Genomic DNA, 12,787 nt, shown 5'->3' on the forward strand with positions numbered 1-12,787 from the left:
AAAAGGATTTTATATAATCATGACGAACTATTATATCAACGAAGCCATCTTGAGTTTCTCCGGTAATATATCCCAGGACAGCACCCTCAATATGATCCGCCTGAGCGATCCGGATGCGGCGCTGATTATCAGCCGCGGCAAAATGCAGGACGGTGATGAACTGGCGTCCCAGGTTGAACAACAGATGAAAAAACTGGAAAAGCAGGTTAAGGAACTGCGTTATACGCCAGCACAGGTTGTCCGGCTGGGTATTGACGGGAAAATGGAAGGGCTGGAAATACAGAGTCAGTTCATCCGGGGTAATGAGCATGTATATCAGTACCAGGCGGTATTTGTGCTACAGAGCAGCCGGGTAATGATGGCCCTGACCTATGCCCGCTCAACAGCGTTAACCGAAGCGGATAGGGGGCGCTGGGCGGATATCAAAAAGAATCTGCGTTTCAGGTTGGACCCGGAAAACACGGCAACCGGACAATAACACAGGGAGTGTGGTATGGGAGAAGCATTCTGGGCGGCAAGGGAAGGCGACGCGCTGCTGCATACGTCCTTTCTGGCAGATCTGGTGGGCAGTGCGCTGGAATTCGCCATCAATGCGGTTATTGATTTTGCGGCACTGGCTGTTGTGGCGCTGGCGACGGGGGCTACGGTGGCAACGCTGGGATGCAGCGCCGTATTACTTGTGGGGACCGTGGTCGGCGCGACGATGTTGCTGAGTGGCGCCGGGGAGAAAATCAGTAAAGCCTGTGAAGACATAGCCAACAGCCTTTTTCCGCCGAAAATTGAGGGATATATCCTGACCGGCTCAGGCGACACCCGGATTAACAGCAAACGGGCGGCGCGGGCGGCGGCAACGGCATTATCACGCCATGATGTAGAAACCCTGGATGCGCAGGCGCAGGCAGAGGCAGAAGAAGAAAAACGCAGGCAGGACGCCAAATCAATGTGGGATGTGGCTGGGGAATATCTGGATGCAGTAAAAGGCCGGGCAGAGAATATGGCTAAGGGCGTCGTTTCCGTGGTGAGCCGGATGGGATCAGCGGAAGGATGGGCCTCGCTGGGAAATGATGCTCTGGCGGAGGCGGGCGATATGCTTTCCGACACGGGCCACTTTATTTCAGAGATGTGGCAGCCCACGGTGGCAACGGCATATCCGGGGTCTGACCCGAAACAGGATGATAAAATCGACTGCCACAAACATCCCTCTTCATTCACCCAGTTTATGGCGCAGAAACTGCAGGCGCTGACGGATGACCCGGTGGGGACGGTACTGGGGGCGATGAACACTTTCGATGTGCTGGAAACCGGTTTTCAGGCGGCAAGCGCGCTTATCGGCAGCGTGTCGAACCTGTTCAAAGGCGACGATGAGCCGCCCGCAGCAGAATATATCGCCGAAGGGACGCGGGATGTGCGTATCAACAGCCAGCCTGCGGCGCGCAGCGGGGTACGCTGTACCTGCGAGGCAAAAGTGGTGGATGAGCCTGAGAACGGCGTACATGTATCCGGTGATGTACGTATCGGCGGGCCGCTTCTGGTGGTACGGGATATCAAAAGCGGTAAGTCACAAATAACCTTGGTGACCACCATTGCGCTGACGTTCATGCAGCCCGGACGGGCGTCAGCTAAAAGTGCCTGCTTTATGATGGGATTGGGCATTAACATGATGGTTCAGAAGGCGGGGAGTGCGCTGAACCGCCCGGTAAACGCCGCCACCGGAGCCAAGTACCTGGCAGGCGATGATGACGTTGATTTCAGTCTGCCCGGCCACTTCCCGCTGGAGTGGCAGCGGACCTACAGCAGCCGTGATGAACGGACGGAGGGGATGTTCGGGCGGGGCTGGAGCGTGCTGTATGAAGTGTGCCTGGAGCGTACGCCGGACAACCCGGATGAAAACTGCATGACGTATGTGGCCCCGATGGGACGGCGAATTGACCTGCAGGCGGTGGAGCCGGGGAGTGGTTTTTACAGCCCCGGCGAGGGGCTGGCAGTGCGGCGCAGCGAACAGGGCCACTGGCTTATCAGCAGTGATGACGGCGTGTACAGGCTGTTTGAAGCGGACCCGTTCAGCCCACAGCGTCGGCGGCTGAAAATGCTGGGCGACCGCAACAGTAACTGCCAGCACCTGACCTACGACAACCACGGGCGTCTGCTGGAAATCAGCGGCGATCGGCAGCGCCCCTGCATCCGGCTGCACTATGAGCTGGCAGCGCACCCGCAGCGCGTGACGCGCATCTTCCGCCATTACCCGGAAGGGGAGCCGGAGCTGCTGCGGCGTTACCGCTACGATGAGGCGGGGCGGCTGAACGGGGTAGTGGACAACGCAGGTCAGTATCAGCGCGAGTTTGCGTACGACGACAACGACTGCATGACGATGCACCGGGAGCCGGGCGGCGAACGGTATTACTACACCTGGGCGTGGTTTGAAGGCCCGGACGATGCGGCGTGGCGGGTGACGGGCCATCATACGGACAGCGGCGAGCAGTACCGTCTGGACTGGAATCTGGCAGAACGTTCGCTGTGCGTGACGGATAGTCTGGGGCGTACGCGCTGCCACTGGTGGGATGCGCAGGGCCTGGTGACGGCGTACCGGGACGAGGCCGGGCAGATGACCACTTTCCGCTGGAGCGATGAAGAGCGGTTACTGCTGGGGATGACGGACGCGCAGGGCGGCAAATGGCGTTATGTCTATGACCGTCTCGGCCACCTGACGGAGACGCATGACCCGCTGGGCCGGGTTGAGCAGACGCAGTGGCATCCGGTGTGGCACCAGCCGGAAACGGAGGTGGATGCCGCGGGGGCGGCGTGGCGTTATGAGTATGATGAGCGGGGCAACCTGCAGGCGGTCATCGACCCGCTGCACCAGCGCACGGTATACGGGTATGACCGGCACGGCCAGGTGGTGCGGATAACCGACGCGCGGGGCGGAGATAAATACCTGCAGTGGAACGAAGACGGGCAGCTTATGCGCCACACGGACTGTTCTGGCTCGCAGACGGCATGGTTTTATGATGAACGCACGCGGCTGGAAAGGGTGACGGACGCGGAGAGTAACAGTACGCGTTACAGCTATGACGGCAACGGACATCTGACGGAGGTCATGTTCGCGGACGGGCGTACGGAGCGTTACCAGCCGGATGCGGCGGGACGGCTGGTGAAATACACCAGCCCGGCAGGGCAGATAACACGCTGGCAGCGGGACGGCCAGGGGCGGGTGCGCAGGCAGACGGATGCGACGGGTCGCAGAACGGCGTATGAGTACGACGCTTACGGGCGGCTGACCACGCTCACGAACGAGAACGGGGAAAGCTACCGGTTCCGGTACGATGTTCTGGACCGGGTGACGGAACAGACGGACCCCGGCGGCAGCCGCCGGGTATACGGGTATAACGCGCTGAATGCGGTGACGGCAGTGATATACGGCGGGGAGCGCGGGGGCGAAATCCGCCACGGTCTGGAGCGTGATGCGGCGGGGAGGCTGACGGCGAAAATCACGCCGGAGACGCGCACGAAATACCGGTACGACGCGGCGGACCGTCTGCTGGAAATCCGCCGCAGGCGGCATGATGCGGCGGAAGGCGGAGAGCCGGAAGTTATCCGGTTCAGCTACGACAGTGCGGGTAACCTGCTGAGCGAGGAGACGGCGCAGGGCGTGCTACAGCACCGGTACGATGTTCAGGGCAACCGCACAGAAACGCAGATGCCGGACGGGCGGACGCTGCGGTACCTGTACTACGGGAGCGGCCATCTCCAGCAAATCAACCTGGGGCGTGATGTCATCAGCGAGTTCACGCGCGACCACCTGCACCGTGAGGTGCAGCGGAGCCAGGGGCGGCTGGACACGCGGCGGATGTACGACCGGACGGGTCGGTTAACGCGGAAACTGACCTGTAAAGGAATGCGCGGTGTGGTGCCGGAGACGTTTATTGACCGGGAATATGCGTACAGCGGCCAGGACGAGCTGCTGAAAAAGCGGCACAGCCGGCAGGGGGTGACGGATTATTTTTACGACACGACGGGGCGCATCACGGCGTGCCGGAATGAGGCATACCTGGACAGCTGGCAGTATGACGCGGCGGCGAACCTGCTGGACAGGCGGCAGGGAGAGACCGCGCAGGCGGGTGCAGGCAGCGTGGTGCCGTTCAACCGGATAACGTCATACCGTGGGCTGCATTACCGTTACGATGAATATGGCCGGGTGGTGGAAAAGCGGGGCCGCAACGGCACGCAGCACTACCGCTGGGACGCGGAGCACCGGCTGACGGAAGTGGCGGTCATCCGGGGGAGCACCGTACGGCGTTACGGGTACGTGTACGACGCGCCGGGCAGGCGGGTGGAGAAGCACGAACTGGACGCGGAAGGAAAGCCGTATAACCGGACGACGTTTTTATGGGACGGAATGCGGCTGGCGCAGGAGTGCAGGCTGGGAAGAAGCAGCAGCCTGTATATCTACAGCGACCAGGGGAGCCACGAGCCGCTGGCGCGGGTGGACAGGGCGGCGCCGGGCGAAGCGGATGAGGTGCTGTATTACCATACGGACGTAAACGGCGCGCCGGAGGAGATGACGGACGGCGGGGGCAATATTGTCTGGGAAGCGGGCTATCAGGTATGGGGGAACCTGACGCATGAAAAAGAAACCCGGCCCGTACAGCAGAACCTGCGTTTCCAGGGGCAGTATCTGGACAGGGAAACGGGGCTGCATTACAATTTGTACAGATTTTATGATCCGGATATCGGGAAGTTTATATCGGGCGATCCGATAGGGCTGGCGGGGGGCATTAATCTTTATCAGTATGCGCCGAATCCGTTAAGCTGGCTCGATCCGTTGGGTCTTAAATGTGGTAGTTTAAAAAATAAAGATCTAGGAAAGAATGGGGTCGAGGTGATGCTGCCAACTTACTGATTTAGTGTATGATGGTGTTTTTGAGGTGCTCCAGTGGCTTCTGTTTCTATCAGCTGTCCCTCCTGTTCAGCTACTGACGGGGTGGTGCGTAACGGCAAAAGCACCGCCGGACATCAGCGCTATCTCTGCTCTCACTGCCGTAAAACATGGCAACTGCAGTTCACTTACACCGCTTCTCAACCCGGTACGCACCAGAAAATCATTGATATGGCCATGAATGGCGTTGGATGCCGGGCAACCGCCCGCATTATGGGCGTTGGCCTCAACACGATTTTCCGCCATTTAAAAAACTCAGGCCGCAGTCGGTAACCTCGCGCATACAGCCGGGCAGTGACGTCATCGTCTGCGCGGAAATGGACGAACAGTGGGGATACGTCGGGGCTAAATCGCGCCAGCGCTGGCTGTTTTACGCGTATGACAGGCTCCGGAAGACGGTTGTTGCGCACGTATTCGGTGAACGCACTATGGCGACGCTGGGGCGTCTTATGAGCCTGCTGTCACCCTTTGACGTGGTGATATGGATGACGGATGGCTGGCCGCTGTATGAATCCCGCCTGAAGGGAAAGCTGCACGTAATCAGCAAGCGATATACGCAGCGAATTGAGCGGCATAACCTGAATCTGAGGCAGCACCTGGCACGGCTGGGACGGAAGTCGCTGTCGTTCTCAAAATCGGTGGAGCTGCATGGCAAAGTCATCGGGCATTATCTGAACATAAAACACTATCAATAAGTTGGAGTCATTACCTGGGGTCGAAATAGAAAGACTCACAACTAAAAAAGGGACTACTAAGGTTGATACTCTTTTCAATAATATGAATGATGCAAAAAATTGGGCCGCTAATCAGCTAGGTTTAGGAAAAACCAGAATATATGACTCTAATGGTAAGTGGATAGGTTGGCAGAATAAAGCTGGTGACTCTGTTTATTGGGGGCATGGAGATTGGGGGCAAGGTGTGGGGAAATCGACATTCCCTCATCTGAATGTAAATATTAATGGTGAGAAAGGGCATCTCTTCCTGAGGGATAAAATTATTAATCGAGGGCAGTGGGATGACTTTGAAAAATTTTTCGAGTGATAATAAATTACTTTTATCGCTTTGTGCTGAAGCAACCTTAAATCATTGGTCTTTTGAGGGACAAGAGCTTAGTGTTAATCTCACAACTTATGATGATGATGAGTTGATTATTATTATCGAGACTGATACTGTTCATTCATCACCTCTTTTTCCTAATAAACTTTTGAATATTTGCAGAATTGTAATACAAGATATGCATGAAGTATTGGATTCTCAAAATGGGTATTATATTCCTCCAAAGGACTTTAGCAATTTAATGAAGTTTTCTGGGAAAAATTACTCATTGTATTATGGCAGAAAGAATATTATGAGATATAACCTAGCTTTCATAGGAAGTAAGAATTTTCTAAGTTGCCCGCTAACTTCTTTAGATAGTTCTATTAAATGGGAAATTAGATAATTAGTTAAATAAAGCCGGGAAAGAAATTAAATCTTCCCGGCTTTTTTATTATTTAGCTCTCGTTCAATCCACTAAACAAGCACTTCCTTCACCCCTTTAACTACCTGTTTAGCTTGATAAAGCTGTTCCCGCAACTCCTGCACCTCGTTATTGTCAGCGATGATGGTCAGGCATCCTTCCGAAACCTTCACGGTCACGCTGCGCCCGGTCTCAAATCCCGCTTCTTCCTGGCTGTCGCCGCTGGGGATTTGTGAGTAACAGGCGGTCATGCAGGTTTCGCTGTTGATGTGGCGGACGCTGGCGCCGGAGGCATTCATATTTGCTGACTAAATAAATTCTTAATTCTCCGCCGGATGCTGGCTGATTGTGGAGCTTAGGGTGAGCGAGTATGGGCGCGACATCATGGCACCGCGCCTCCCTCTCCCCGGCCAGCACCGGGCGGTGATGAGCAACCGGCTGCCGGGGCCGTATTTTGACGATGAAACGGGCCTGCATTAAAATCTGTTCAGATATTATGCACCGGAGTGTGGCAGGTTCGTCAGTCAGGCCCGACAGGGCTGAAAGGGGGATTAAATCCTTACCACTATCCGTTGAATCCCGTCACAGATACAGATCCGCTGGGATTGTTTACATGTGAATTATGTAGTCGCATGATAGATGAGACTAATAATAGTCTGGATAATCTTCCATTTAATCCGGCAAAAATGTTAACGGCTAGTTTAAATACGGCTAATTCTGCAAGATTGCACACAAGTGGGGTAACCAAACTCGGGATAGGTATTGCTGCTGATGGATTTATTATATTGTCTCCAGTGGGCAATGTCTCTCTGGCATGGGGGGAATATCAAATTAGCAACTGCTTCATATAACAGGGCAAATTTATGATTATCAGAATCACTTAATGAAACCGACAAGGATAGGTGCTGGAGAAATTTATTAGATGTATTCCCTTATAGCGAACAGTTTGACGCCCAGGTAAGCCATCAATTAGCGATGTGTGTAAAGAGAAACTCCATAACATGATGGATTCTCCAATGAATTTCATCAAAAAGATAGGGACATTGATGTTTGATGAATATGATTAATAAAATATCCATGTTGATCTTTATTATTGGAAGTATAATCGCGATAATATGGGTATTATATGCCACTTTATCGAAAAGAGGGATGTTTAGAGATAATCTTAAAAAAATAATCAAGATAATATGTGATTTATTTTGGGGGATAGGCTGATAACTCTGAGTAAAGAATATAAGAGACTGTACATGAAATTATTAATCATTCGTTGAATAAAAGCTGGGAAATCATTATAGGCGGATAACCGCATCACGGAAGATATGTAGTAACTGTACCGGTATGACTGTTACGGGAGGCTGACGCCGGAGCAGATGGCGGGACAACTGGAGCCGGAGTACACACCCCAAAGGAAAGAGAGGGTTGTGCGTATTATTCATTGTGTGATCATAGCGGTACAGGTACTTCTGCTGGTTTGTTATTCACACTATCAGCCCCTGATGCTGATTTATCACCAGGAATATCAGAGTCTGGAGGGGATTCTTATGGGGGCACTTCTTGCGGGAATGGCTTATACAGATGCTCGTAATAAAAATGATAGTTATAAATATACAAAAGGTGTGAGTATGGGACCCGGATTTGGAGACTAGGGGGAACTCACATGCTCCCGGCATTCGAGGTGTCTATCGGAGATTTTCGATCTGATGGATAAGGAATATGATTGGTTATCAGGTGAATTCAAGTGAAAAGAAATAGATTTTTTCTATCGTTACTATTTATGGTGTTGATTGTGTTGTTCGTTATTCTATTTTTTACATGGTTAGGTAGAGAGAATATTAAAAATGATAGCGCTATTCGAGACGTTGCGAAAGAAGAAGTTGATAAGCTTTTTTCTCTTTATAATAAAGGGGAGTATGCTGAGATATATGATTTGTCATGTGACTCTTTCAAAAATGCCACTGCGAGAAAAGATTTTTTAACAGTTATGGGAACTAAAATGAAAATACTCGGTGAATTTAAAGGGCGAAAACTTCAATATAGTAATGTCATTAATTCAAAATCCGTGGAGTTATATTATAGAGTGGACTATATTAACTATTCTTTAATTGAAGAATTTAACTATATTAAAAATGATGGACAAAAAATATGCTTGCAAGCAATGTTTACGGATGATGCGGGGAAACATGGGGAGGTAATTAAATTACATTAACGTGTGATAACTCCAGTTAGAGCCTATCCCAATGCGATGAAGAATTGGGGCTGTATTATAACTAGCACCGTTCTATAATCCGGGACTGGGAAGGTATATTACGCAGATCCAATAGGGCTGAAAGGGGGATGGAACCGATATCATTCTCCGCTGAATCCTATTACAGATAGTGATCCTCTTGGCCTTATTACTTGTGGTGCTGATAGAGGTGATTCTGGCAAGTTATTAAGATGAAAAATGGTTGAAAATAATTGCATTAGTGAATGCTTATTTACGTCTTTACCTACAAAAAGTAACGGATTTGCCTTCTGGAATTGTGTTAACGAATGCAAATAAAATCAAGGCTGTTGATGTTTTTACTACAGGAATAGGTATGGTTAACGATAAGGATACAGCTATATTAATTAGTGATTTAATGTTGAGATTCGGTAAGGAACTTGATGAATCTGTTACTGTTGTTCAGTCCCGTTGTGATGAGGATGAATTTAAGGTATATCGAGAAGCGGTTGGTTTGATCATGGGTGAAATGCTTATTAAAATAATGAATCCATTATATGAAAAACATCCCGAAATAAAACCAAAAGGATTGAAATAAAACATCTGGAACCGGAGGAATAATGTGTAAAAGCCGGAGGGGTTATCTTTTCCCGGCTTTTTATTATCAATTACTCATTAACTCCTGTTCCGTTATTTTACGTTTAATCACCGGAATATCCCCGGTATCGTTCAGCGCCCCCGGAAAGGTTTTTAGCCACGCTTTCACCTTCTTTTGATTAATAAAAGTCACGCCCATCCCTTCAATACAGCCAAAGAGTCCGCGGGTATGCTGCGGCGTGATCACGATGCAATCCCTCATTACCCGCACCTTGACGGGCATCCCGTTAATAAACCCCGCCTGCGGCATCCATTCACCGTACAAACTGTAAGTATCCCGCATAATCGAGCCATTCACATTTAGAGATCATCCGACATAATCAATCTGCCAACGCAGGAGATCGCTGTGCGTAAAGCCCGTATTACTGCGCACCAGATCATCGCTGTGATTAGATCAGTCGAATCCAGACGGACTGTTAAAGATGCCTGCCGGGAGGCCGGTATTTCTGAAGCCACCAGGGACAACTGGATGTCTGGATACGGCGGCATGGAAGCTTCTGATATTAAATCTTGAGGATGTCAACGCCAGGATTTATGGTCGTTTTTCGCTATTTTTAATATCCGCTGTTTGATCACTTCTGCTGTCCGCTTTCCGCCATTTCATCTTCACTGATTGGCGTTGCGCTTTTGGTCAGCGCCCCGACTTTGCGTTTTTCCTTCAGTTGGTAACTTTCTCCTTTGATATTCAGTGTGGTTGAGTGATGCAGCAGCCGATCCAGGATCGCTGTTGCCAGCACGTTATCACCGAACATCTCTCCCCAGTCTGCGAAGCCTTTGTTTGACGTCAGGATAATGCTCGCTTTTTCATACCGTCGGTTCAGCAGTCGGAAGAACAGACTGGCTTCCTCGCTGGTCATTGGCAGGTAACCTATTTCGTCCAGGATCAGCCCCCGCGCATAGCTCAGTTGTTGTAGCTGGCGCTCCAGGCGGTTTTCCAGCTTCGCTTTCATCAGCGTCTACCAACCTGTCCTGCGGCATGAACAACACCCGATGGCCCACATCTGCCGCTTTCACACCGGGGGCAGCGGCCAGGTGGGTTTTCTCCACTCCGGGGGCCCCAGCAGGATCACATTCTCGCAGCGCTCCACGAACGCCAGACCGGCCAACTCCCGGACGACCTTACGATCGATGCCTGGCTGGAAGCTGAAGTCGAACTGCTCCAGCGTTTTGACTCATGGCAGACGAGCCTGTTTCAGCCGGGATTCCATTCCGCGCTGATGTCTGCCGTTCTATTCCTGCTGCAGCGCCATGCACAGGAATGTCGACTTATTTTTGGGCTGACAGAGGCATTGGTCGTTAAGACTTGTATATTCATGTTGCTTACTCGCACAAAAGGGGGAAAGGAACCGTAAACAACATTGACAGGTAAGGGACTGGCATCAATTTGAATGGTGTTTTTTTATAACATTATGTTTTAAAAGGTGAATTATATTTTCATGGTGAATTATTCTGTTTTCTATTGTTGTTTATGGAGTATTTAACCAATATTTCGGCTAAAAACAGTGTATTATATTGATTACACTTTGCTGGAGAGGTGTAAACATCAAGCATAACCATATGATGTATATGAGTTTTTGTTTGCTGATATCATATTTTTAACAGATATTGAGCAAGTAAATCTGATCTAACTGTAACTTTAGTTTTCTAAATTAATTACCTTGCTTACTTTTTTTTACCTGGTTTTGTAAAACCTCATAATGATCAGTCTATTTGTGGCTTTGTTTAAGGTTTATTTGGTTTTGTAGTCTGAATTGTATCTCCCTCCTGGAGGGCTTTCTTTAGATTCTCTGTCTCCTACGTTGTTATGTTACGTATTTGTTGCTTTGAAGGGGGTGAAAATACAGTTCCATTTATCTGAGTAAGTCAGGTACACAGTAACAACTTTCTTATAAAGAATTTCCAAAATTTTTACTGCGGCGTTATTAATTGTTCAGCGATTCTTACAGATCTGTCGTTCGCTTTTGGTGAATGAAATCCGTGGACTTTTATTTACTAATTTTTCCTTTCCTGAAAAAAACAGAGGTATTGAGCGAAAAATTTTATTCCGTATGATGCCCTCCACACAAAATGTATTAACACTGAATCGTAATTTGCTTCTTTATGCTGATAACTTTCTGTCTATGCTAATACTAAAATTTAGATGACTTTTATACGGTAAAATCTGGTATGAATTTTAAAGATACTCTTCCCGGGGTGTTTCTCTGTGTCGCTATGTTTGCATGTGGTCATGCCAGGGCGAATATGCTCGTTTATCCCATGGCGGCAGAAATTAATAGTAGCCGCGAAGAGGCCACCTCGCTGTTCGTCTATTCTAAATCAGATCATGTGCAATATATTCGAACAAGAATCATGCGTATTGAACACCCTGGTATGCCACAGGAGAAGGAGGTACCAGCAGGGAATGATATAGAGACAGGACTTGTTGTCTCCCCGGAGAAATTTGCCCTTTCCCCGGGAACAAAAAAAACAATACGTGTTATCAGTACTCAGGCACCGGAAAGAGAGGAAGCCTGGCGGGTATACTTCGAGGCTGTTCCTGAACTGGAAGATGATCCACAGGCAGGCGGAAAGCAAAATTCATCCGTAAGTGTGAATCTTGTCTGGGGGGTGTTGCTGCGTGTTTCTCCGTCAGACCCCAGGCCTGCGCTGGTAACGAACGGTCACCACCTGCTGAATACGGGAAATACCCGGCTTTCTCTTATTCGGGCCGGCAACTGCGACACCACATGCCACTGGCAGAATATAGACAAAAGTATTTATCCCGGCGGGAGTGCTGATATTCCGGCCGGAATAAAAAGTAATGCATTTCGTGTGGAATATCGTACGGGTGCAAATTCACCGGTAATCTCTGCTGATTTAACAGCAGCCGGAAAGTAAAAACACACGGAGCGTACGCTATACCCTACATTTATTCTCAGGGGGAGCGGATGTATACCGAGTGTACATATATCACTGTAATAAACAACAAAGCAAGGTTATTTTTTATGAACATGAAAACATCTTTTATTGCCGCAGCTGTGGCATTGGCCACCGTTTATTCTTTTTCTGTTTCTGCGGTTCAGAAGGATATTACCGTCACTGCCAATATTGACAGTACACTTGAACTGCTGCAGGCCGATGGTTCATCCCTCCCGTCGACTATGAAGCTGGATTTCATGCCGGGTAAGGGCCTGGTCCATAAATCACTCCAGACCCGCCTTTACAGCAACGATCAGACCAAGTCGGTTAATGTAAAACTGTTGAATGCTCCACAACTTATCAACGTCCTGGATCCCACCAAAACCATTGATATGGAAGTGACTCTGGGAGGACGGTCACTGACCACCACCAATTCTGTACTGGAAGCTAAAACCCTGTTCCCGGACGGAAAAACTGGCGATGCTTCAGCTCCGCTGAACCTGGATATTGGTCAGAAGGCTGGAGCAGCCTTACAAAACCTGCCTGCCGGTGAATACAGCGGATTGGTCAGTCTGGTGATTTCACAGGCTGTCACTGCCGGCTAATAACCGGTTATTAGCTCTTCATCTGATCCGGT

Annotated in this window: 11 protein-coding genes and 3 pseudogenes; 11 read left to right on the forward strand and 3 right to left on the reverse strand. The window is 49.9% G+C overall.

Annotated elements, in window-relative coordinates; genetic code table 11:
* The first annotated feature begins 19 nt into the window (after nt 1-19).
* The 5 genes from EOS97_RS15115 to EOS97_RS15135 all read left to right on the forward strand — a co-directional run bounded on the left by EOS97_RS15115 (nt 20) and on the right by EOS97_RS15135 (nt 6,374).
* The gene (locus EOS97_RS15115; RefSeq protein WP_000186513.1) at nt 20-478 is read left to right on the forward strand and encodes a DcrB-related protein; all 459 of its coding nucleotides are present in this window, start codon (nt 20-22) and stop codon (nt 476-478) included.
* Nucleotides 479-493: 15 nt separating this feature from the next.
* Nucleotides 494-4,897, forward strand: a complete 4,404-nt coding sequence (locus tag EOS97_RS26790; RefSeq protein ID WP_225875204.1) for an RHS repeat-associated core domain-containing protein — start codon at nt 494-496, stop codon at nt 4,895-4,897.
* Nucleotides 4,898-4,930: 33 nt separating this feature from the next.
* Nucleotides 4,931-5,628, forward strand: a protein-coding gene (locus tag EOS97_RS15125; protein WP_225875205.1) for an IS1-like element IS1B family transposase whose coding sequence is annotated in 2 segments (ribosomal slippage) — nt 4,931-5,180 and nt 5,180-5,628 — 699 coding nt in all. Because the reading frame shifts where the segments join, the coding sequence is not laid out codon by codon here.
* Between the two features lies 1 nt (nt 5,629).
* A complete protein-coding gene (locus EOS97_RS15130) occupies nt 5,630-5,974 on the forward strand; it encodes a hypothetical protein (RefSeq protein ID WP_206613216.1) in 345 nt (114 codons plus the stop codon).
* A complete protein-coding gene (locus tag EOS97_RS15135; RefSeq protein ID WP_001805083.1) occupies nt 5,949-6,374 on the forward strand; it encodes a hypothetical protein in 426 nt (141 codons plus the stop codon). The genes EOS97_RS15130 and EOS97_RS15135 overlap by 26 nt, the downstream gene beginning before the upstream one ends.
* A 71-nt stretch (nt 6,375-6,445) precedes the next feature.
* Here the strand turns inward: EOS97_RS15135 and EOS97_RS15140 are convergent, their stop codons facing one another.
* Nucleotides 6,446-6,691 (reverse strand): hypothetical protein, encoded by a 246-nt coding sequence (locus tag EOS97_RS15140; RefSeq protein ID WP_000994214.1) that lies wholly within the window; start codon nt 6,689-6,691, stop codon nt 6,446-6,448.
* A gap of 1,071 nt (nt 6,692-7,762) precedes the next feature.
* Here EOS97_RS15140 and EOS97_RS26945 point away from each other — a divergent pair.
* The 3 genes from EOS97_RS26945 to EOS97_RS15160 all read left to right on the forward strand — a co-directional run bounded on the left by EOS97_RS26945 (nt 7,763) and on the right by EOS97_RS15160 (nt 9,193).
* Nucleotides 7,763-8,038 carry a hypothetical protein gene (locus EOS97_RS26945; protein WP_000918611.1) on the forward strand — a complete coding sequence of 92 codons (276 nt, stop codon included), beginning with the start codon at nt 7,763-7,765 and terminating at the stop codon, nt 8,036-8,038.
* A gap of 92 nt (nt 8,039-8,130) precedes the next feature.
* Nucleotides 8,131-8,598, forward strand: coding sequence for an exported pathogenicity island protein (locus EOS97_RS15150; protein WP_000828174.1), 468 nt, complete (start codon nt 8,131-8,133; stop codon nt 8,596-8,598).
* 316 nt (nt 8,599-8,914) lie between these two features.
* On the forward strand, nt 8,915-9,193 hold the full coding sequence (locus EOS97_RS15160) for a hypothetical protein (protein WP_077906530.1): 279 nt from the start codon (nt 8,915-8,917) through the stop codon (nt 9,191-9,193).
* Nucleotides 9,194-9,331: 138 nt separating this feature from the next.
* Here the strand turns inward: EOS97_RS15160 and EOS97_RS15165 are convergent.
* Nucleotides 9,332-9,546, reverse strand: a pseudogene (locus tag EOS97_RS15165) (SymE family type I addiction module toxin); the annotation flags it as partial.
* A 52-nt stretch (nt 9,547-9,598) separates the two neighbouring features.
* Between EOS97_RS15165 and EOS97_RS15170 the strand changes: the two are divergent.
* Nucleotides 9,599-9,754: pseudogene (locus tag EOS97_RS15170) on the forward strand (transposase); the annotation flags it as partial.
* 70 nt (nt 9,755-9,824) lie between these two features.
* On the opposite strand, the pseudogene EOS97_RS15175 reads toward EOS97_RS15170, so the two are convergent.
* A pseudogene (locus tag EOS97_RS15175) lies at nt 9,825-10,415 on the reverse strand (ATP-binding protein).
* A 1,003-nt stretch (nt 10,416-11,418) separates the two neighbouring features.
* Here EOS97_RS15175 and tcfA point away from each other — a divergent pair.
* Together tcfA and tcfB are read left to right on the forward strand one after the other, a co-directional pair.
* Nucleotides 11,419-12,129, forward strand: a complete 711-nt coding sequence (gene tcfA, locus EOS97_RS15185) for a fimbrial chaperone TcfA (protein WP_001009507.1) — start codon at nt 11,419-11,421, stop codon at nt 12,127-12,129.
* A gap of 107 nt (nt 12,130-12,236) precedes the next feature.
* Complete coding sequence (gene tcfB, locus EOS97_RS15190) at nt 12,237-12,755, forward strand: fimbrial protein TcfB (protein ID WP_001056553.1); 519 nt, start codon at nt 12,237-12,239, stop codon at nt 12,753-12,755.
* Nucleotides 12,756-12,787: the final 32 nt, after the last annotated feature.

Source organism: Salmonella sp. SSDFZ54 (assembly GCF_004010735.1).
GTDB classification, from domain to species: Bacteria; Pseudomonadota; Gammaproteobacteria; order Enterobacterales; family Enterobacteriaceae; genus Salmonella; species Salmonella enterica.

Excerpts from the sequence above, each read along its gene's own strand:
- EOS97_RS15135 (WP_001805083.1), top strand. The coding sequence starts at position 5,949 with ATGACTTTGAAAAATTTTTCGAGTGATAATAAATTACTTTTATCGCTT.
- EOS97_RS26790 (WP_225875204.1), top strand. The coding sequence starts at position 494 with ATGGGAGAAGCATTCTGGGCGGCAAGGGAAGGCGACGCGCTGCTGCAT.
- EOS97_RS15140 (WP_000994214.1), bottom strand. The coding sequence starts at position 6,691 with ATGAATGCCTCCGGCGCCAGCGTCCGCCACATCAACAGCGAAACCTGC.
- EOS97_RS26945 (WP_000918611.1), top strand. The coding sequence starts at position 7,763 with ATGGCGGGACAACTGGAGCCGGAGTACACACCCCAAAGGAAAGAGAGG.
- tcfB (WP_001056553.1), top strand. The coding sequence starts at position 12,237 with ATGAACATGAAAACATCTTTTATTGCCGCAGCTGTGGCATTGGCCACC.
- tcfA (WP_001009507.1), top strand. The coding sequence starts at position 11,419 with ATGAATTTTAAAGATACTCTTCCCGGGGTGTTTCTCTGTGTCGCTATG.
- EOS97_RS15115 (WP_000186513.1), top strand. The coding sequence starts at position 20 with ATGACGAACTATTATATCAACGAAGCCATCTTGAGTTTCTCCGGTAAT.